The sequence below is a fragment of the Prevotella sp. E15-22 genome (assembly GCF_023204875.1).
Taxonomy (GTDB): Bacteria; Bacteroidota; Bacteroidia; order Bacteroidales; family Bacteroidaceae; genus Prevotella.
Genome location: NZ_CP096247.1, coordinates 287,075 through 306,201 on the forward strand (window position 1 = coordinate 287,075; position 19,127 = coordinate 306,201).

Sequence of the window (19,127 nt, forward strand, 5' to 3'; positions counted from 1 at the left end):
TGGCTTTTTAGCCATTGGGCACTTTGACCTCGCAAAGGTAACAAAATAAACGTTTATCGCGTCAGTGTTTAACTACATTTAACGATTATTTTAATGATTTTAGCGCATTGCCGATGCGCTTCATGGCTTCTCGGATGTTATCATCGCTTGTAGCGTAGCTCATGCGGAAACAGTTCGGGTCACCAAAGGCGTCGCCGCCCACGGTAGCCACATGACCTTCCTCCAGCAGATACATGGCCAGGTCGGTGCTGTTGTTGATAGCCTTTCCGCTGGGTGTTGTCTTGCCATAGAAGCTTGAGCATTTGGGGAAGAGGTAGAAAGCGCCCTCGGGCACGTTAACCTCCAGTCCAGGAATCTGCTTAGCCAGTTCCACGATGAGGTTGCGGCGGCGTTCAAAAGCCTTGCGCATGTCCTCTACGCACTCCTGACTGTCGGTGTAGGCAAACTCGGCAGCCTTCTGACTCACAGAGCAGGGTCCGCTGGTATACTGTCCTTGCAGTTTGTTGCAGCCTTTGACAATCCATTCGGGTGCTGCGATATAGCCGATGCGCCAGCCTGTCATGGCGTAAGCCTTCGACACACCATTGACGATGATGGTGCGATCTTTCATGCCAGGGAACTGAGCGATTGACTCGTGGTGACCCACATAGTTGATGTGTTCATAGATCTCGTCGGCCAGCACGAACAGATCCTCGTGCTTTAATATAATGTTTGCGAGTGCGCGCAGTTCCTCTTTATTATAGACAGACCCCGTAGGGTTGCTGGGCGAGCAGAGGATGATGAGGCGTGTCTTAGGTGTGATGGCAGCCTCCAGCTGCTCGGGTGTCATCTTGAAGTTCTGCTCAAAAGTAGCCTCAACGAACACAGGTGTGCCGCCAGCCAGCAGTGCCATCTGAGGATAGCTCACCCAGTAGGGCGCAGGAATAATCACCTCTTCGCCAGGGTTCACCAGTGCCATCACTGTGTTGCACACACTCTGCTTAGCACCGTTGCTCACCAGAATCTCATTCGATGTATAGTCCAGTCCGTTCTCACGCTTTAACTTCTCAACGATAGCCTTTCGCAGTTCAGGGTAGCCAGGAACGGGAGAGTAGCGCGAGTAGTTCTCGTCTACAGCCTGTTTGGCAGCCTCCTTTATGCGGTCGGGCGTGTTGAAGTCGGGTTCGCCGACGCTCAAGTTAATCACGTCAATGCCCTGGGCTTTCATCTCAGAGCTTTTTTGCGACATGGCGAGTGTAGCCGAAGGCGCAAGTCTTTGTAAACGGTTGGATAATTGTGCCATATTTTTATCAAAATGTTCTTTTTCAGCCTGCAAAATTAATCATTTTATTCGTGACAACGAAAAGAATCTTTCTTTTTTTCTCTTTTTGGGGTTTTATAGATGCAAAGTGTGTCCCATGCGTTCCTGCTTGGTTCTCAGGTAGCGGAGGTTATACTGGTTGGGAGTCACCTCGATGGGGATGTTCTCCACGATTTCCAGTCCGTAAGCCTCCAGTCCCACACGCTTCACGGGGTTGTTTGTCATCAGTCGCATCTTGTGCACACCCAGTTGGCGCAACATCTGTGCGCCACAGCCATAGTCGCGCTCGTCGGCCTTAAAGCCCAGGCAGAGGTTGGCGTCCACTGTATCGTATCCCTCCTCTTGCAGTTTGTAGGCGGCCAACTTGTTCATCAGTCCGATGCCACGGCCCTCCTGCTGCATATAGACAATCACGCCCTTGCCTTCCTCTTCAATCTTCTGCATGGCCTTGTGCAACTGTTCGCCGCAGTCGCAGCGACGGCTACCCAGGATGTCGCCCGTCATACAAGAAGAATGTACACGCACGAGGATAGGCTCGTCTTCTTTCCATTCACCCTTGATCAGTGCGAAGTGCTCCTGTCCGTTACTCTTCTGGCGGAAGGGGATGATGCGGAAGTGACCATATTCCGTGGGCATGTCCACCTCTTCGCCCACTTCGATGAGCGATTCCTTCTTCAGGCGATAGGCAATCAAGTCCTTGATGGTGATGATCCTCAGCTGATGCTCCTTGGCAAAGGCCGTCAGCTCAGGCATGCGAGCCATGCTGCCGTCGTCGTTCATGATCTCCATCAGCGCGCCGGCAGGGTAGAGTCCAGCCAACTTACACAGGTCGATGGCTGCCTCCGTGTGGCCACTGCGACGCAGCACGCCATTATCCTGTGCATACAGCGGGTTGATATGGCCAGGGCGTCCGAAGGTCTCAGGCGTAGACGTTGGGTCGGCCAGAGCCTGGATGGTGGCAGCGCGGTCGTGAGCCGACACACCAGTTGTGCATCCCTCCAACTTGTCCACCGTCACTGTGAACGGTGTGCCCAGCACGCTGGTGTTCTCGCTCACCTGTCGTGGCAGGTCCAGCTCCTCGCTGCGACTAATGGTGATGGGTGCGCAGAGCACGCCACGCGCATATTTCAGCATGAAGTTCACCATGTCCGGCGTAATCTTTTCGGCGGCACAAATTAAGTCACCCTCGTTCTCGCGGTCCTCATCGTCCACCACAATCACAAACTTACCCTCGCGGAAGTCCTCAATGGCCTCCTCTATGTTGTTCAGTCTAAGTGTATCCATTTCTTTCTTTTACTTACTAGTTGGTTCTACGTACATTTTTGCCTCAGTCTTAATGTCGCCCAGTTCCACCACCTTAGGAATCAGTTCCTGGTTCACACGGATGACATTCTGCAGGTCTTTATATAGTCTGACACGGAAACGTATCATGCGGAAATAGAAGAACAGGCCTGTGGGCAGGAACAGTCCTATGATGATGTTCAGCCACTTGCGCTCAAACGGACGCGTGTGAGCATGCGTGGCAATGATAGGAATCTGGTTCAGCATCATCAGTACCTGGTTGTTGCGTGTGTACGACAAGTCCTCGACCGCCACCTCCAACACGTGGAAGATATGCTCAATGTCATGGTCGTCGCCAGGGCGGAAGAACACGTTGATGGGGTTGGGCCATCGCAGCAGCTTGTGTTGCTCCGAGTACTTGTTGATGTCCACGTTGATGTTCGTCAGCATGTCAGCGTCAAGCAAGTACTTAGGCTCCTCGATGATCACCTCCTTCTTGGTGATGTTACGATGCACTCTCAGTCCCAGCATGCGCATGACGAGCTGTTTGTAGGCGTCGATGTTAAACATCGTTGAGTCGCGGTTGGCCTTATACGTAAAGAAGACAGCCAGTGGCGCCAGCACCATGGTCGATATGCTTGTACCGAACCACACCGTCCAGTTGTCGTCGCGTGCCATGCGAATGCCCGAGTTCTCGAAGATGTAATAGACGATGAACACCAGAACCGAGATGATGACAGGCACACCCAGTCCGCCCTTTCGGATGATGGCACCCAGCGGCGCGCCAATAAAGAAGAAGATGATGCACGACAGCGCCAGCGTGAACTTGCCGATGGCCTCGATCATGTGCGTGCGTTCATTGCGGTTGATGTGGTTGGCATAGTCGCTCTTGAAACTCAGGTCGTTCACGGCGTTCTGAGCCTGTCGGGCCGCCATTCTTGTTGCCTCGCGCTGTTGGTCCTTGCTCATCCTGGCATAGATGCTGTCCATGCAGGGCATCTCCTCGGCTTTCATGCTCTGCAGTTTTGTCGAGTCGCTGGCCGATAGCTCGGCTGCAAACAGCGTATAGCCGCGTGCCTCCTGGTAGAACTGCCTGCCAATCGAGTCGTTCGACAGTCGGATGGAGTCCAGGTCAGTCATAATCTTTTTCAGATTCTTTGCCTTTGCGTCGCCAGAGATAGCCGCCACATCCGCCAGGTTAAAGTCACCGTCGAAATCCAATAGGATGGTCTTGTGCGAGAAAGTCTCACGTCTGTAGGGCACCTCGGCCGTGCCGCCCATGTCCTGCGAGCGCATGTTCTCAAACCATTCGCCGCTCCACAGCGTCAACAGCAAGTGTTTCTTCTCGGCCGTCGACTGCAGCATGCCCGAGTCGGCCAGAATAATCGTCTGGTCCTCATACGAGTTCGACTGCCTGTAAATCATGATGCCGTAGAGGCGTCCCGTCTCCAGGTCCTTCTTCTCTACATAGAGGTTCGAGCCAGGTATGCCGCCATAGAAGATGCCCTCAGGAATCTCCAGCTCCGGACTCTTCTGCTTCATCGAGAGTAGCAGTTGCGAGAACTGTACGTTGGCATGAGGCACCACCACGTTCTGGAAGAAGAACGAGATGCATGCAATGAGGATGGTGATGACGATGAGCGAGCGCATCGATTGCATCAGCGAGATGCCAGCCGCCTTGATGGCCGTCAGCTCCGAGCTCTCGCCCAGGTTACCATATGCAATCAGCGATGACAGCAGGATGGCCAGGGGAAATGCCTGTGGCATCAGTCCCAAGCCCATATACCAGAAGAACTGCGCCAGGATTTCCAGCGACAGTCCTTTTCCAATCAGTTCGTCAACATAACGCCACAGGAACTGCATCATCAGTACGAAGAGGCAGATGAAGAAGGTTCCCACGAATAGCAGCCCGAACTGCTTGGTGATAAAGATGTCTAACTTTTTTATTCTAAACATACTAACAGGCTGCAAAGGTAGTGATAAAAAATGAGAATTGAAAATTGAGAAATGAAAAAACGCAGCTCTTCACATTAATTAAATAACAATTCTCAATTTTCAATTCCCTCAACCAGTCGTTTTCTTCAGAATCCGCTCGACTGGTGCAGGCGGTCCAGATTGTCGTCCCAGAGCTCGTGCAGGTCTTCAATATCCTCGGCTGGCGCGTAGTCCACCACGCATAAGCACAGTTCCTCAGTCAGCTCGCTTTGTCCTATTCGCATCTCCCAATAAGCATCAGGGTCGTCCTCGTCCACCCATTGCAGTTTGATGTGACTGTTCTTCTGCCGTTCCATGATGTTGGCGCTCAGTGTGTGGTGCTCTCCGTACAAGTCGCCCCAGGTCAGTCGCATAACGCCGTTGTCCTCTTCTACGTGGTCGGCCAGCCATCGTTCCAGTCCGTGGTCTGTGCTCAATAGCTGCCAAAGCAGGTCGGGCTTTCTTGCTGATAGGGGATATTCTAAGTTTAAACGTTGTTTCTGCATCATGTTTTAGTTAGCTTTTTTGTTTGCTACGAATTAGGTTTTACGGTGGCAAAGGTACGAAAAAGGCAGCAAAACCCCAATAATATAGTCGAAAAAATACGTCTGAATTCATAAAAAACGTTAAGTTCGGCAAATTTCTGGTCTCTCATGACGTGTTTTTCGTTTTTTAGCAGTACCTTTGCACCCGCTTACGAGCAGATGGCGGGATAGCTCAGCTGGTTAGAGCGCATGATTCATAATCATGAGGTCGCCGGTTCAATCCCGGCTCCCGCTACTAGACAACAAAATGTAAGATTGTGCCGAGGGATGCTTCGGCACTTTTTTTTTAAAGGTATTAGGATTATGCAAGACATTAGAAACATTGCAATTATTGCACACGTAGACCACGGCAAGACTACGCTCGTGGACAAGATGATGCTGGCTGGTAATCTCTTCCGTGAGGGACAGAATCTCAGTAATCAGGTGCTCGACGCCAACGACCTTGAGCGCGAACGCGGCATCACCATCCTTTCCAAGAACGTTTCTATCAACTGGAAAGGCACCAAGATCAATATCATTGACACTCCAGGCCACTCAGACTTTGGCGGCGAGGTAGAGCGTGTGCTCAACATGGCCGATGGCTGTCTGTTGCTGGTCGATGCCTTCGAAGGTCCTATGCCTCAGACCCGTTTTGTGCTGCAGAAGGCTCTGCAGATTGGTTTGAAACCCATCGTGGTGGTCAACAAGGTCGACAAACCTAACTGTCGTCCTGAAGAGGTCTACGAGATGGTCTTCGACCTCATGTTTTCGCTCAACGCCACAGAAGATCAGTTGGATTTCCCTGTTGTCTATGGCTCTGCCAAGAACGGCTGGATGAGTGAGGACTACAACAAGCCCACCACCGATATCACCTATTTATTAGATAAGATCGTCGAGGTTATCCCTGCTCCCCAGAAGATCGAGGGTACCCCTCAGATGCTCATCACCTCGCTCGACTATTCGAGCTACACTGGCCGTATTGCTGTGGGTCGCGTTCATCGTGGCACCCTGAAGGACGGTATGCAGGTCACCATTGCCCATCGCGACGGCTCTATGGAGAAGACCAAGATCAAGGAGCTCCACGTCTTTGATGGCATGGGTCACCAGCGTATCGACGAGGTGGAGTGTGGCGATATCTGTGCTGTCATCGGCCTCGACAAGTTCGAGATTGGCGACACTATCTGCGACATCGAGAACCCAGAGCCCCTGCCTCCCATCGCTATTGACGAGCCCACCATGTCGATGCTCTTCATGATCAACGACTCGCCCTTCTTTGGCAAGGAAGGTAAGTTTGTCACCTCGCGCCACATCAACGACCGCTTGGAGAAAGAGCTCGAGAAGAACCTTGCCCTGCGTGTAGAGCCCTTCGAGGACTCAACCGATAAGTGGATTGTCTCTGGCCGTGGTGTGCTCCACCTCTCAGTGCTCATCGAGACCATGCGTCGCGAGGGCTACGAGCTCCAGGTGGGTCAGCCCCAGGTTATCTATAAAGAAATTAATGGTGTGAAGCACGAGCCCGTTGAGGAACTCACCATCAACGTTCCTGAGGAGTTTGCCTCTAAGATGATCGATATGGTGACACGCCGTAAGGGCGAGATGACCTCTATGGAGAGTCAGGGCGAGCGCACCAATATCGAGTTCGACATCCCCTCACGTGGCATCATTGGTCTGCGCACCAATGTCCTCACCGCCTCTCAGGGCGAGGCCATCATGGCCCACCGTTTCAAGGAGTATCAGCCCTATAAGGGCGAGATCGAGCGTCGTGTCAACGGTTCAATGATTGCCCTCGAGACTGGTAACGCCTTTGCCTACGCCATCGACAAATTGCAGGACCGTGGTAAGTTCTTCATCGATCCAGGCGAGGATGTCTATATGGGTCAGGTTGTAGGTGAGCATGTTCACGACAACGACCTTGTTGTCAACGTCTGCAAGGCCAAGCAGCTCACCAACGTGCGTGCTTCTGGTACAGACGAAAAGGCTCGCATCATCCCCAAGGTCATCATGAGTCTTGAGGAGTGTCTGGAATACATCAAGGAGGACGAGTTGGTTGAGGTTACTCCCAAGTCGATGCGCATGCGCAAAGCCATTCTTGATCACGACCAGCGTAAGAAGGCCAGCCGTCAGTAAAAAATATTCGAGAAATATAAATAATGTGAAAAAAACGAACGATGTTGAGGTCGTTCGTTTTTTTTTATTACTTTTGTAACATCGAAAATTAAACTTTATAAGTTATGCAAAAATCAGCGATAAACATTTTGACTTGGGTAGTTTTTGTCTACTATGCCTTAGCTATGTGTTTCCTCTTTACTTGGAAAGAAGTAATTGCGCATAGCCCAATATTGCGATATGTACTTATTTCAGTTCCAGTAGTGTTAACGTTAGGATTGCTGGTATGGCTAGTTAAAGAACTTTCTAAAAAGGCTTTAGATCGAGAGCCTGGAGTTTTGTTCTCTGTGGGTGGACTGGCGTTTGTCTCATTTCTGAATGTTATAACATTATATCTGTTTCTATAATGTTTATGAAAAAGATTCCATTATTTTGTGACATTAAACAATAAATTAAGAACATTAAAATGATTAGAACTGCTTTGAATGCGTTATTTTCTAGCCAGCATGGAGAGAAGTGGTATAGTAAACGGTGCGACCGTAAGGACTATTGGTCTTCTATGTTGCTGTTGTTTCTTTTTTCTGTGTTAGTATTCATTCCCCAATACCTATGGAATGATTACATCACAGACAATCTCTTTGTGGCTCAGCTTGTTGTTGATACTGTCCTTGGCATATTTGTTTTATGTCTTTCAATATGTTTGAGTATTCAGCGTTTAAATGACGTGGGTGTTCCACTTTATGTGATAGGTTGCATTTTGTCTTTTGATATCGTTGCAGGTTGGCTCCTCAGGTATTACGATCAATTGTCATGGTACTATATTATTAATGGTGTAACATATATTATCATCCTAGGACTCTGCTGTTTGGAAAGGGATTATTTTTACAACAAGAAATGAAAAAGCATCTTATCACTCTTCTCAAGAATATCTTTGCTGCAGCTGTCGCAGCTGCTGTCGTTATTGGCGTTTTCGTGCTGATTGGCTTAGTCGATATGTCAGAATTCTTACATTACTCCTTTTCTACCTTCCTCGCTGCGCTAGTGGGGGACTATTTGCGATTATGGGATGAGAAAAGGAAGGAGAAGAAGGATAGAGAATGTTAATAGTTGCTGGGAGCATGAAAAAGAATCTTTTTACAGCCATTTATATTATCCTTATAGCAACTATTGTGTTCACCTCTTGCAGCAGTGATGAACCAAAATATGTTGACCAAGAGGCGCACGAAAAAGCCATGCAGTTGAAAGAACAGTATGGGCCACTCGTTGTTGGGACATGGCATGTTGAATATATCAAAGAGAAGGGAAGGTTCTTCGAACGCCTGACGTTCAATGCCGATGGCACTTTCACAGGAATGCGCAAGTGGCAAACTCGAAAGCTCGTCACCATTGATGGCGAGCAGTATTATACGGACTGGCAGGACTTTTATGACTATAATGGCACGTTCACAGGCACATGGAAACTGTCGTGGGAACGCGATGCCGATGGTGTTGGTTCAAACAAACTTTGGCTCTCAGCCAGCTATGACGGCGAGCGCGACTGGACATCAGCAAATGCCTATAGTCTGAATGCACGTTTCATCACTGCCAACGATTCCACACTTAGTTTCACTGGCGGCTATGTGACCAACGGCGACAGTGGTGAAACGGTCTATACGCGTGGCGAAAAGGAACCAAGTTTTTGATGGTTCCTATGATTCAAGCATCTGCAAACACCTTGCCGTCGTCGAGCGTAATCTGGAGCTTGGTGTACTCTGAGTGGAAATCGTTCTTCAGGCGATCCAGATAGCGACGGCATTCCCAAATGCACATGGGCAGGTCGTGCAGCAGGTAATTGCCGCAGGCCTCAGGACGAGTGGCAGGCACCTCGGTCTGGGTGATAATCCACTCCAGACACTCGATGGTGAGCTGGCGCATGTCCTCTGCTGTGTATGTGCCAGTCATGATGATATACATGCCTGTGAGACAGCCCATTGGACCCACATAAACTACATCGTCCTTGGCACGACTGTTGCGAAACCAGGTGGCCATGAGGTGCTCCATGCTATGCATGGCGGCAGGGGCAACGGCAGGCTCCTTGTTGGGCTCTGTGATGCGCAGGTCGAACGTGGTGAAGCCCTTGTCCTCGCGTGAGACATAGATGCCTGGCTTCAACTGTGTGTGGTCTATCGTAAAACTTTGTATTACTTCCATTTTATTTAAAATTAGGGTTAGGGATTAGAGGCTCTCCACGAAGGCGCGTGTGGTTTGGAATGAGTTCTCGGCCACGGTGTTCCAGAAATCGTGATACTGCGAGGCGTCAGTGTCGCGCAGGGGAATGTCGCTCACCACACGGAACGAGATGAACTTCACCTTGTTGATATAGCAGGTCTGGGCAATGGCGCACGACTCCATATCAACGGCCTTGGCCTCAGGGAAGTGGCCGATAATCTCGCGCATCTTGTCTTTCGAATCCACAAACCAGTCGCCAGTGACGATGAGGCCTGGGTGAAGACTGATGTTGGGTGTCTGAAGGCTGATGGCCTTGCGCAGCAACTCTGGGTCGGCCTGATAGCGGGCAGGAAGACCCTGCACCTGGCCATAGACGGTGGTATCGTCGATGGCTTTGCCGCAATACACGTCGTGGTAGCACAGCTCTGAGCTCACCACGATATCCTGCACGTTGATGTCGTCGCCGTTGCCACCAGCGCATCCGCTGCTGATGATGACGTCAGGGTGAAACTCGTTGATCATCTTCTGTGCGCCCAACGCTGCGTTCACCTTGCCAATGCCGCACTTCTGCACCAGCACGTCGCTGTCTTTAAACACCTCCTGAAGCTGTCGCAGCTCCTTGTCCATGGCAACAATAATTCCTATTCTCATAATTCTTCTTTGTTTCTTTGGCTGCAAAGTTACAACTTTTTTGGTTGATAACCAATAGAATGGGGGATATAACAGCGAGAATACAAAAAAACAGGCATTTATTTTTGCGTGTAGCAGAATAATTCGTATATTTGCAGCAGATATGATAAGTAGACAAGAATGCATCGACAGAATTTTGGCGAACAAGCATACGATTATTGAAGACTATGATGTTCGTTCGCTTCGCTTGTTTGGCTCTGTGGCTCGCAATGAGCAGAAAGAGGCAAGCGATGTGGATGTGTTTGTCGAGATGGCACCTGATTTGTTTCAGATAATTGGTTTGAAAGAGTTTCTTGAAAACTTATTAGGTTGTAGTGTTGATGTTGTGAGAAAGCATCGGAACAATGACCTTTTTTTACTTAAGCAAATAGAAAAAGATGGAATCGATATCTTCAGAGAACCTGCCGATCGTTTTGCATACGCTTGACCAGATTGAATTGGCCATAGGAAGACTTCAGGAAAGGACGAAGAATATTCGTTCAGTTGATGATTTCCTTTCTACTCCAGGTGGAATGGAGAAATTGGATGCAGCATGTATGGTGTTGATTGCCATTGGTGAATCTATAAAGAACCTGGATAAGGTGTCTGAGGGAAAATTGCTTCCTACCTATCCAAGTATTCCTTGGAAAAAAGTTATGGGCATTCGCGATATTATGGCCCATCATTATTTCGAGGTTGATGCTGATGTTGTTTTTGGAGTTATCAGCAAAGAATTGAATCCTCTAAAGAAGGCGATATTGTATTTTAAAGATAATATCTAAATTCATGGCATAAGATTTTGTTTTTGTGTCTTGTGATATAGATGATTGTAAAAAAATACTGCTAAAAAACAGGGTTCTGAAAAAATGCAAACTAGAATGCAAAAATGGGGTAAAAATGACCTTTGGAGGGACCCCTATCGATTTCACCATGCAACGGAGGCTGTTTTACGATGCAACTCATGCTGTTTTACCATGCAAAACAGGCTCCGTTGCAGTGTAACTCAGGCTCCGTTACAACCTAAACGAATATTCGAACGCTTTCTAAATCTTTACACTTTTCGAGTTAATTTCGTAAGCCTCTCATTTTCAATGATTTACGAACATGCTCATATTTCGCCTGTACGCACAGAAAAAATTTTTGGCTCAGAATTTTTAAATCTCAGAGGCGCTATTGTAATATTTATTCCTTGTAGAAATTAATTGTAAAAATGTCAATTTCTTGAAAAAAGTTTTCTCCGATAGATAAAAAATATGTACCTTTGTATGCAAATTAAATATTAATTAAATTATAAAACATGAACCAAATTAAACACGCACTTTTAATGGTGCTTGCGGTTGGCATGGTGGGATGCTCGCCCAAGGTGACATCCGAAATGCTCACTAACGACTTTGAACCTCAACCCACAAACTATGTGATGATTATTGGTGCTGCCGACGAGCTGCCTGCTGGTACTGGTGCCATCGGACACGTGGTGGTGAACGGCCGAAGCGCATCGGTCAGGAAACAATATGGCCGCATGGTGAGCTTGGCTGTGCAGGAAACGGCCAGAAAGGGAGGTAATGTGCTGGTGATTGATACTGTTGACGCCAAGAAGAACAGTGTGAAGGCCACGATGGGTCTGACCAAAGGCCAGGTGGACCATTCGCTCACACTCTCGCCTTTCCGCCTGGATCAGTTGGAAGCCATGACCGCCATCCGCAGAAAACCAGCTCCAGTGGCTATCGAAGAGGTGGCCGAGGTGCTGCCAGAAGAGACCATCCTGCAGGACACAGTCGCGCTGCAGGAGGACGTTGCGAGCACAGACCGCTGGTATACAGACGATGCAGTGGTTTATCCAAAGATAAAAAAAGAGAAAGATGTTTTCTTTAAGATGAGCGTTGGTCCTGTGAAAACAACCTCCGAGGTTTATGCAGACGACGGTAAGCCGCTGTCTCATCTGGGTGGCATGGGCGTGGCCCTGACCTATGGCCGCTTTGCCAGTTCCTCGTGGGGATGGGGATTGGATTCTTTCTTCAGCTATACCGATGTCAACGAGACCAGAGGCAGCCGTACCTACAAAGGCAGCTATACGCTGGGCTATGTGGGCTTGTGTGGCATCCTGAGGTTGAACATTGTTGAGAAGTTGCGCTTTGATCTTTCTCTTGGTCTGGGTGCAGCCTACTATAACGACCCAGGGAATGCGCAACTGGGATTTGGCTCGAAGGCCGACCTGGGTCTGGAGCTGATGCTCACCGATGGCTTTGGCCTTGGCATCGAGTCGGTGGGCTTTGCCAGCAGTTTTTCGGCCCCATCGGGTGTTCATCTCGAGAAAAACGAGCGCTATGGCTACGACCAAAGTGCTTGGATGCTCACGGCCAGGTATTATTTCTAATGCCTGAGACGTTAAAAAAGATTAAAACGTGATTGTCCGAAATTGACATATCGGTCTTTCTTGCATCCATGTATATAGGACAAAAAGAATATACCGATATTAATAACATTATAAGCCTACGCTGACGTAAATAAGTTGGCAAACTCTGGAGATAGCAGTGATGCCGTTTCCAGAGTCTTTTTTTATGGAAACCTGTTGTATATTAAGAAAAAAATAGTAATTTTGCACCCAAAAATAAGAAACTTGCAAGTTATGAAAATTCTAAAACAATGGCTGCCAGACGTGCTGGCAGTGGTGTTCTTTGCCGTGTTGGCCTTTGCCTATTTCTATCCGGCCGACGTGCAGAACAGAGTACTGAACCAGGGCGACGTGTCAGCCGGCATCGGACTGGGTCAGGAGAGTACACAATATTATAATAGTACGGGTGAGCGCACGCGTTGGACCAACGCCATCTTCTCGGGCATGCCCACCTATCAGATAGCCCCCTCGTATGGCAGCACCTCAACGCTGTCGGCCGTCGAGAAGGCCTATCACCTGTGGCTGCCCGACAATGTGTGGTATCTGTTTGTCTATCTGCTGGGCTTCTATATCCTGCTGCGAGCCTTCAACTTCCGTCAGCACCTGGCTGCACTGGGTTCTGTGTTGTGGGCCTTCAGCACCTATTTCCTCATTATCATCGCTGCCGGCCACCTGTGGAAGGTGATGGCTCTGGCCTATCTACCTCCGATGATTGGCGGTATTGTGCTGGCCTATCGAGGGAAATATATGTGGGGCCTCATCGTGACGGCCCTGTTTGCAGCGATGGAAGTGAATGCCAACCACGTGCAGATGACCTACTACTATCTGTTTGTCATCCTGCTGATGATCATCGCCTTCCTGGTTGATGCCATCATCAAGAAGGAGTATGTGCGCTTCCTCAAAGCCACGGGCGTGTGCATCGTGGGTGGACTGCTGGGCGTGATGGTGAACCTGTCGAACCTCTATCACACGTGGGAGTTCTCGAAGGAGACCATGCGTGGCAAGAGCGAACTGGTGAAGCAAAATGCCGACAATCAGACCGACAGCGGACTGGAGCGCTCGTATATCACTGACTATAGCTATGGCATTGGCGAGACATGGTCGCTGCTGGTGCCCAATGTGAAGGGTGGCACGTCGATGAAACTGCTGTGGGACGACGAGAATGCACGCGAGGCCATTCAGGGTATGAGCGTCAACGTGGGTCCTGGACAGAGCATGTCGGCTCCGCAGGTGTTCGACTATCTGAGTCAGAACGGCCTCTATTTCACACAATATTGGAACGACAACCTGGAGGAGGGTGCCAACGGCACCATGGGTCCTGTCTATGTGGGTGCCTTCGTGCTGCTGCTGGCCGTGCTGTGCCTGCTGGTGTGCTATCGCAACCCCTTGACGTGGGGCTTGCTGGTGGCCACGCTGCTCAGTATCATGCTGGCATGGGGTAAGAACTTCATGGGCCTCACCGACTTCTTCATCGACCATGTGCCCATGTATGCCAAGTTCCGAGCTGTTGAGTCGATCCTTGTGATTGCCGAGTTCACCATTCCCCTGATGGCCATGCTGGCCCTGAGGGAGGTGTGGCAGAAAGTGGAGGACGGCACGGCGCAGGAGCGTAAGTATATCTTCAAGGCTGTGCTAGTGGCCTTTGGCCTGACGGGTGGCGTGGCCCTGCTGTTTGCTGTGACACCCACCACGTTCTTTGATTTCTATACGGAGGCCGAGGCCAAGCTGTTTGGACAGATCCTGCCGCCACCTGCCAGTGCTGATGCGCTGCTCGAGGCGTTGAGTAAGGCCCGTCAGGCTGTGTTCACGGCCGACTGCTGGCGCTCGTTCCTCATCATCCTGGTGGGCACGCTGATGCTCCTGGCCTACTGCATGAAGACGAAGTTCAAGGCCTGGATGCTGGTGGCTGGCTTGCTGGTGCTGTGTCTCACAGACCTGTGGACAGTGAACCGTCGCTATCTGAACCCCAACGACACCAAGCAGTTTGTGAAGAAGGTGGAGCGCCAGCAGGTGCGCCCCATGACCGATGCCGACCGTCAGATTCTGGCCGATACGTCGCTCGACTATCGCGTGCTGAACCTGGCTGGCAATGTGTTCAACGAGAACGAGACTTCTTACTATCATAAGAGTGTGGGTGGCTATCATCCTGCTAAGCTGCGCCGCTATCAGGAACTGATTGAGTATTACCTCTCAGACCAGTTGAATGCTGTGCGTCAGGCACTCTCTACCACTGGTACCGACCTGAGCGTGGTGAACGGCGATAGCATCTGGCCTGTCATCAACATGCTGAACACCAAGTACTTCCTCATGGCTCAGCAGAACATCGCCGTGCAGAACCCCTATGCTTTTGGCAATGCGTGGATGGTGGACCATGTGAGCTATGTGGACAATGCCAACGACGAGATTGACGCACTGGGCAAACTGAACCTGCGCCATGAGGCCGTGGCCGACAAGCAGTTTGAGGCCGTTCTGGGTCAGGCTGTGGCTCAGGATTCAACCACCACTGTTCAGATGACATCGTATGCACCCAATAAGCTGACCTATACTGTTGATGGTAAGGGTGGCGTGCTGGTACTCTCAGAGATTTACTATCCTGGCTGGACGGCCACTGTCGACGGCCAGGAGGTGGAGCTGGGTCGTGTGAACTACGTGCTGCGTGCCCTGCACATCGAGGCTGGTAAGCACGAGGTGGTGCTGAGCTTCTTCCCACAATCGGTGAAGACCACTGAGACACTGGCTTATGTAGCACTGGCCATCCTGCTGCTGCTCATTGTGCTGGTGGTGGTGCTGCAGGTGAGAAAGAAGAAAGCGAATTAAAAAGGAAATAGGAGGAGAAAGATGAAAAAGACTTTTCTATGGTTGATAAGTGGGGCACTCCTGGTGAGTGCCTGCACCAGTAATGCCGCCAGTGGCGCTTACGTGGGCGGCGAGTTCGGACATGTCATCGGTTCGGCCATCGGCGGCATTGCCGGCGGCTGGCGTGGTCAGCACACTGGCTCGCTCATCGGCACGGTAGGTGGGGCTGTGGCTGGTGCTGTCATCGGCTCGGCCATAGACAAGTCGCAAGAGCGCCGTATGGCGCCGTATGGCGACCGTCGCCAGCATGATGACAGTGGCTTCGACCCACAGGGACGTGGCGACGACCGCATCATGATTGCGCCTGTCGAGGCACCCCTGGTGGTGCGCCATGCCGTGATCACTGAGACACAGAACGACGGCGTGCTGGTGCGTGGCGAGGAGTGTACGGCTGTGTTCGAGATTATGAACACGTCGGACAATGCTGTGTTCGACGTGCAGCCCTTTGTCGAGGATGCTACTGGCAACAAGCACATCAAGATATCGGATAACCTGCGCATAGAGAGCATTGGTCCGCGTCAGGGTGTACGCTATACTGCCACGATACTGGCCGACAAACGACTGAAAGACGGTGAGATTATTGTGCGCCTGGGCGTGGCGCAGAGTGGGCGAGAGATAACCTCGCAGACGCGCGAGTTCCGTGTGCCTACGGCAAAGAAACGCCCTTGATATTCTTCCACGGGAACTCCTCGGTCTCGATGGCCTCGCTGACCTTCGGAATGATATGGTCGCGGTCTCGCTTCATGGGAATGTGGAAGTGTTCCAATGGCTCAACAATGACATTGGCCACGCCTGTTGACAGGATGCCCAGCACCTTGGCGGCAGCCCACGATAGGTCAACAATACGGCCGCGAACAAAAGGACCGCGGTCGTTGACCCTCACAACAATCATTCTGCCGTTCGAAGGGTTGGTCACCTGAAGTAAGGTGCCGAAGGGATAGGAGCGATGTGCGCATGTCAGACTGTCGTGATGCAGACGGTCGCCGCTGGCTGTCATGCGTCCTGTGGCTCTCTTAGAATAGAATGAAGCCTTACCGATCTGGATTTGGCCCAGAACGGTAAGGCTTAATATTAGCGCGAATATGATTAATATGTATCGCTTAATAATCATTCGTTATTTACTGCAGCATCAATAGCTTGGAATACTATACGATGCCCTGGGCGAGCATGGCCTTGGCCACCTTCATGAAGCCTGCCACGTTGGCACCCTTTACATAGTTAATATAGTTACCTTCCTTGCCGTACTTCACGCACTGCTCGTGGATGCCCTGCATAATCTGGTGCAGACGCTGGTCAACTTCCTCGGCTGTCCATGACATGCGCATCGAGTTCTGGGTCATCTCCAAGCCAGAGGTGGCCACGCCACCTGCGTTCACGGCCTTACCAGGAGCAAACAGCTGACCAGCAGCGATGAACTTGTTGACGGCCTCGGCTGTGCAACCCATGTTTGATACCTCGGCTACGCACAGTGGCTTCTGAGCCAGGATCTTGTCGGCATCCTCGCCGTTCAGCTCGTTCTGAGTGGCGCAAGGCAGATAGATGTCAGCCTTCTGCTCCCAAGGCTTCTTGCCCTCGAAGAACTGAGCGCCGTCGAACTCGTCGGCATAGGGAGCGCAGATGTCGTTGCCGCTGGCACGCAGCTCCAGCAGGTAGTCGATCTTCTCGGCATCCAGGCCGGCAGGGTCGTAGATATAACCGTCAGGACCACTGATGGTGATCACCTTGGCACCCAACTCGGTTGCCTTCTTGGCTGCACCCCAAGCCACATTGCCGAAGCCTGAGAGGGCCACGGTCTTGCCCTTGATGTCCAGTCCGTGAGTGTCGAGCATGTGGTGCACAAAGTACAGGGCACCATAGCCTGTGGCCTCTGGGCGCAGAATAGAGCCGCCCCATTCCAAGCCCTTGCCCGTGAGGGTGGCACCATGGAACTGTGAGGTGAGCTTCTTGTACATGCCGAACAGATAGCCAATCTCGCGGCCGCCTACACCGATGTCGCCAGCGGGCACGTCCATGTCAGGACCGATGACCTTGTACAACTCGCACATGAAGGCCTGGCAGAAACGCATGATTTCGGCATCACTCTTGCCACGAGGGGCAAAGTCGGAACCACCCTTGCCGCCGCCCATGGGCAGTGTGGTCAGGGCGTTCTTGAAGGTCTGCTCGAAACCTAAGAACTTCAATATTGACAGGTTTACAGAGGGGTGAAAACGGAGTCCGCCCTTGTAAGGACCAATAGCACTGTTGAACTGCACGCGATAGCCAATGTTCACCTGAACCTCGCCCTTGTCGTCGACCCAGGGCACACGGAATGTGCTGATGCGCTCAGGCTCTACGATGCGCTCTACAATCTTGGCTTTTTCAAATTCGGGGTGCTGGTTATAGACGTCTTTAATAGATTCCAGCACTTCGCGAACGGCCTGCAGGTACTCTAATTCGCCCGGGTGTTTACGTTCCAGGGCTTGCATAATTTTCTCAACTTCCATAGTTTCTTAGTTTTATTAATGTTAAAAAGGTATAGCGATCTTTTTTGAAGAATCGTTGATTAGTGTCGTATTATTTATTTCTGATGCAAAGATAGGAAAATTCTGTTACGTTCGTCTATTGTGGCCAAACAATTAATCTTTTTTAACCCCATATTAAAACCTTGTAAAAAAATAGTAAACTTCTGACGTTTTTCGGATTTAATTTGTATTTTTGCAGCCGAATAATTTTTAAAACTTGAAAATTGATATGGAGACAGAGTATCAGACACCTTTTTACAAGCAGACATGGTTCTTGGGCGGCTTGGCTGCACTGGCTGTTTTTGCATTGTGTTTTTTCGCTATTAATTATGTGAGTCAGCCCGATGAGCCTAAAGCGCCGGAGGTGGAGAAGAAGGTTATTGCCTCTGTCCACACCAACGAGGAACTGATTATGATTGCCCGTGAGCAGGGCTGGATCAAGGCCGACGCGACTGAGATGACGAGTGTTGACGCCGCCGAGGTGGACAGTCTGGGCGAGGCTTTCGTGGGCAGCAATATTGAGAGTTTGAAGGAACTGCAGTATTTCGTAGGACTGAAGGAACTGAAGAGTGGCGCCTTTGCCCATGCCAATGGGTTGAAGGATATCGTCATTCCTGCTGGCGTGGAGGCCATCGAGGATGGTGCTCTGGCTTATTGTCCGGCATTGGAGAGTATTGCCGTGGATACGGCCAATACCCACTACGACTCGCGCGACAACTGCAATGGCATTGTGTGCACGTGGAAGGGTAAGCTGATGCTGGTGGCTGGTTGTAAGAACACGGTGCTGACAGACAGAATGCAATATATTGCACCACAGGCCTTTAAGGGCTGCGCTGGACTGAAAGAACTCGATCTGCCTGCACGCATGGAGTCTATCGGTGCTGAAGCCTTTAAGGACTGCGGCAGTTTGCATGCCATCGATATTCCCAAGAGCATCCGCTTTATCGAGGAGTCGACCTTCGAGGGCTGCAAGGCCTTGACGATGATTACCCTGCCCAAGAGTATCGAGCGTCTGCGTAAGGATGCCTTCAAGGGTTGCACTGCCCTTGAGAAGATTGTTTGTCCACGACACTATGTACCCATCATCGAGGGGGCGTTCGACAGTTATAATGCTACGGTCTATGTGCCCGAGGGACAAGAGAACAAGTTTTTCCGTGATAAGGACTGGAAACACTTCAAGGATGTTAAAGAATTGAAATAATATTGGGCATATTATATTAATAATATGTTAAAATAGTGCGTAAGTTGTGATTCTTACGCACCTTTTTTGTATTTTTGCATTTTGGAAACCCGAAAACGGACTTTGGTTTCCTAAA

Annotated in this window: 18 protein-coding genes and 1 tRNA gene; 11 read left to right on the top strand and 8 right to left on the bottom strand. The window is 50.4% G+C overall.

Annotation, left to right across the window (positions count from 1 at the left end):
• Positions 1 to 85: 85 nt before the first annotated feature.
• The 4 genes from M1D30_RS01125 to M1D30_RS01140 all read right to left on the bottom strand — a co-directional run bounded on the left by M1D30_RS01125 (position 86) and on the right by M1D30_RS01140 (position 5,064).
• Positions 86 to 1,282, bottom strand: a complete 1,197-nt coding sequence (locus M1D30_RS01125) for a pyridoxal phosphate-dependent aminotransferase (protein WP_248505367.1) — start codon at positions 1,280 to 1,282, stop codon at positions 86 to 88.
• A gap of 93 nt (positions 1,283 to 1,375) precedes the next feature.
• A complete protein-coding gene (locus M1D30_RS01130; protein WP_248505369.1) occupies positions 1,376 to 2,584 on the bottom strand; it encodes a bifunctional 3,4-dihydroxy-2-butanone-4-phosphate synthase/GTP cyclohydrolase II in 1,209 nt (402 codons plus the stop codon).
• Positions 2,585 to 2,593: 9 nt separating this feature from the next.
• Positions 2,594 to 4,537, bottom strand: a complete 1,944-nt coding sequence (locus M1D30_RS01135) for an LptF/LptG family permease (protein WP_248505371.1) — start codon at positions 4,535 to 4,537, stop codon at positions 2,594 to 2,596.
• 125 nt (positions 4,538 to 4,662) lie between these two features.
• Complete coding sequence (locus M1D30_RS01140) at positions 4,663 to 5,064, bottom strand: START-like domain-containing protein (RefSeq protein WP_248505373.1); 402 nt, start codon at positions 5,062 to 5,064, stop codon at positions 4,663 to 4,665.
• Between the two features lie 197 nt (positions 5,065 to 5,261).
• Between M1D30_RS01140 and M1D30_RS01145 the strand changes: the two genes are divergently transcribed.
• From M1D30_RS01145 to M1D30_RS01160, 5 genes are all read left to right on the top strand, one after another.
• Positions 5,262 to 5,335: transfer RNA gene (locus tag M1D30_RS01145), tRNA-Met, on the top strand.
• 68 nt (positions 5,336 to 5,403) lie between these two features.
• Positions 5,404 to 7,206 (top strand): translational GTPase TypA, encoded by a 1,803-nt coding sequence (gene typA, locus M1D30_RS01150; RefSeq protein ID WP_248505380.1) that lies wholly within the window; start codon positions 5,404 to 5,406, stop codon positions 7,204 to 7,206.
• A 445-nt stretch (positions 7,207 to 7,651) separates the two neighbouring features.
• Positions 7,652 to 8,083 (top strand): DUF805 domain-containing protein, encoded by a 432-nt coding sequence (locus M1D30_RS13765; protein WP_371874143.1) that lies wholly within the window; start codon positions 7,652 to 7,654, stop codon positions 8,081 to 8,083.
• Positions 8,080 to 8,289, top strand: a complete 210-nt coding sequence (locus M1D30_RS01155) for a hypothetical protein (RefSeq protein WP_248505382.1) — start codon at positions 8,080 to 8,082, stop codon at positions 8,287 to 8,289. The genes M1D30_RS13765 and M1D30_RS01155 overlap by 4 nt, the downstream gene beginning before the upstream one ends.
• A 14-nt stretch (positions 8,290 to 8,303) precedes the next feature.
• Entirely contained in the window at positions 8,304 to 8,867 is a 564-nt protein-coding gene (locus M1D30_RS01160) for a hypothetical protein (protein WP_248505384.1), read from the top strand.
• A gap of 13 nt (positions 8,868 to 8,880) precedes the next feature.
• Here the strand turns inward: M1D30_RS01160 and M1D30_RS01165 are convergent, their stop codons facing one another.
• Positions 8,881 to 9,375, bottom strand: coding sequence for an S-ribosylhomocysteine lyase (locus M1D30_RS01165; protein ID WP_248505386.1), 495 nt, complete (start codon positions 9,373 to 9,375; stop codon positions 8,881 to 8,883).
• Between the two features lie 24 nt (positions 9,376 to 9,399).
• Positions 9,400 to 10,044 (bottom strand): 5'-methylthioadenosine/S-adenosylhomocysteine nucleosidase, encoded by a 645-nt coding sequence (gene mtnN / locus M1D30_RS01170; protein ID WP_248505388.1) that lies wholly within the window; start codon positions 10,042 to 10,044, stop codon positions 9,400 to 9,402.
• A 142-nt stretch (positions 10,045 to 10,186) separates the two neighbouring features.
• On the opposite strand from mtnN, the gene M1D30_RS01175 reads away from it, so the two are divergent.
• The 5 genes from M1D30_RS01175 (at position 10,187) to M1D30_RS01195 (ending at position 15,979) form a co-directional block, all read left to right on the top strand.
• Entirely contained in the window at positions 10,187 to 10,510 is a 324-nt protein-coding gene (locus M1D30_RS01175) for a nucleotidyltransferase family protein (RefSeq protein ID WP_248505390.1), read from the top strand.
• On the top strand, positions 10,461 to 10,844 hold the full coding sequence (locus M1D30_RS01180) for a DUF86 domain-containing protein (protein WP_248505392.1): 384 nt from the start codon (positions 10,461 to 10,463) through the stop codon (positions 10,842 to 10,844). Before M1D30_RS01175 ends, M1D30_RS01180 begins: the two co-directional genes overlap by 50 nt.
• Before the next feature lie 515 nt (positions 10,845 to 11,359).
• Positions 11,360 to 12,436 (top strand): outer membrane protein, encoded by a 1,077-nt coding sequence (locus tag M1D30_RS01185; RefSeq protein ID WP_248505394.1) that lies wholly within the window; start codon positions 11,360 to 11,362, stop codon positions 12,434 to 12,436.
• 252 nt (positions 12,437 to 12,688) lie between these two features.
• On the top strand, positions 12,689 to 15,271 hold the full coding sequence (locus M1D30_RS01190; RefSeq protein ID WP_248505396.1) for a YfhO family protein: 2,583 nt from the start codon (positions 12,689 to 12,691) through the stop codon (positions 15,269 to 15,271).
• Between the two features lie 21 nt (positions 15,272 to 15,292).
• Positions 15,293 to 15,979 carry a glycine zipper domain-containing protein gene (locus M1D30_RS01195; protein WP_248505398.1) on the top strand — a complete coding sequence of 229 codons (687 nt, stop codon included), beginning with the start codon at positions 15,293 to 15,295 and terminating at the stop codon, positions 15,977 to 15,979.
• Here the strand turns inward: M1D30_RS01195 and M1D30_RS01200 are convergent.
• Both M1D30_RS01200 and gdhA read right to left on the bottom strand, forming a co-directional pair.
• Positions 15,957 to 16,421, bottom strand: a complete 465-nt coding sequence (locus tag M1D30_RS01200; protein ID WP_371874145.1) for a septal ring lytic transglycosylase RlpA family protein — start codon at positions 16,419 to 16,421, stop codon at positions 15,957 to 15,959. The two genes, M1D30_RS01195 and M1D30_RS01200, sit on opposite strands and share 23 nt — an antisense overlap.
• 34 nt (positions 16,422 to 16,455) lie before the next feature.
• A complete protein-coding gene (gdhA, locus tag M1D30_RS01205; protein WP_248505400.1) occupies positions 16,456 to 17,793 on the bottom strand; it encodes an NADP-specific glutamate dehydrogenase in 1,338 nt (445 codons plus the stop codon).
• A 247-nt stretch (positions 17,794 to 18,040) separates the two neighbouring features.
• Between gdhA and M1D30_RS01210 the strand changes: the two genes are divergently transcribed.
• Positions 18,041 to 19,012: a leucine-rich repeat domain-containing protein gene (locus tag M1D30_RS01210; RefSeq protein ID WP_248505402.1), complete on the top strand. Its 972-nt coding sequence runs from the start codon at positions 18,041 to 18,043 to the stop codon at positions 19,010 to 19,012.
• Positions 19,013 to 19,127: the final 115 nt, after the last annotated feature.

Excerpts from the sequence above, each read along its gene's own strand:
- M1D30_RS01210 (WP_248505402.1), top strand. The coding sequence starts at position 18,041 with ATGGAGACAGAGTATCAGACACCTTTTTACAAGCAGACATGGTTCTTG.
- M1D30_RS01180 (WP_248505392.1), top strand. The coding sequence starts at position 10,461 with ATGGAATCGATATCTTCAGAGAACCTGCCGATCGTTTTGCATACGCTT.
- M1D30_RS01140 (WP_248505373.1), bottom strand. The coding sequence starts at position 5,064 with ATGATGCAGAAACAACGTTTAAACTTAGAATATCCCCTATCAGCAAGA.
- M1D30_RS01195 (WP_248505398.1), top strand. The coding sequence starts at position 15,293 with ATGAAAAAGACTTTTCTATGGTTGATAAGTGGGGCACTCCTGGTGAGT.
- M1D30_RS01160 (WP_248505384.1), top strand. The coding sequence starts at position 8,304 with ATGAAAAAGAATCTTTTTACAGCCATTTATATTATCCTTATAGCAACT.
- mtnN (WP_248505388.1), bottom strand. The coding sequence starts at position 10,044 with ATGAGAATAGGAATTATTGTTGCCATGGACAAGGAGCTGCGACAGCTT.
- M1D30_RS01175 (WP_248505390.1), top strand. The coding sequence starts at position 10,187 with ATGATAAGTAGACAAGAATGCATCGACAGAATTTTGGCGAACAAGCAT.
- M1D30_RS01125 (WP_248505367.1), bottom strand. The coding sequence starts at position 1,282 with ATGGCACAATTATCCAACCGTTTACAAAGACTTGCGCCTTCGGCTACA.
- M1D30_RS01130 (WP_248505369.1), bottom strand. The coding sequence starts at position 2,584 with ATGGATACACTTAGACTGAACAACATAGAGGAGGCCATTGAGGACTTC.
- M1D30_RS01200 (WP_371874145.1), bottom strand. The coding sequence starts at position 16,421 with ATGATTATTAAGCGATACATATTAATCATATTCGCGCTAATATTAAGC.
- M1D30_RS01135 (WP_248505371.1), bottom strand. The coding sequence starts at position 4,537 with ATGTTTAGAATAAAAAAGTTAGACATCTTTATCACCAAGCAGTTCGGG.
- M1D30_RS13765 (WP_371874143.1), top strand. The coding sequence starts at position 7,652 with ATGATTAGAACTGCTTTGAATGCGTTATTTTCTAGCCAGCATGGAGAG.
- gdhA (WP_248505400.1), bottom strand. The coding sequence starts at position 17,793 with ATGGAAGTTGAGAAAATTATGCAAGCCCTGGAACGTAAACACCCGGGC.
- M1D30_RS01155 (WP_248505382.1), top strand. The coding sequence starts at position 8,080 with ATGAAAAAGCATCTTATCACTCTTCTCAAGAATATCTTTGCTGCAGCT.
- typA (WP_248505380.1), top strand. The coding sequence starts at position 5,404 with ATGCAAGACATTAGAAACATTGCAATTATTGCACACGTAGACCACGGC.
- M1D30_RS01185 (WP_248505394.1), top strand. The coding sequence starts at position 11,360 with ATGAACCAAATTAAACACGCACTTTTAATGGTGCTTGCGGTTGGCATG.
- M1D30_RS01190 (WP_248505396.1), top strand. The coding sequence starts at position 12,689 with ATGAAAATTCTAAAACAATGGCTGCCAGACGTGCTGGCAGTGGTGTTC.
- M1D30_RS01165 (WP_248505386.1), bottom strand. The coding sequence starts at position 9,375 with ATGGAAGTAATACAAAGTTTTACGATAGACCACACACAGTTGAAGCCA.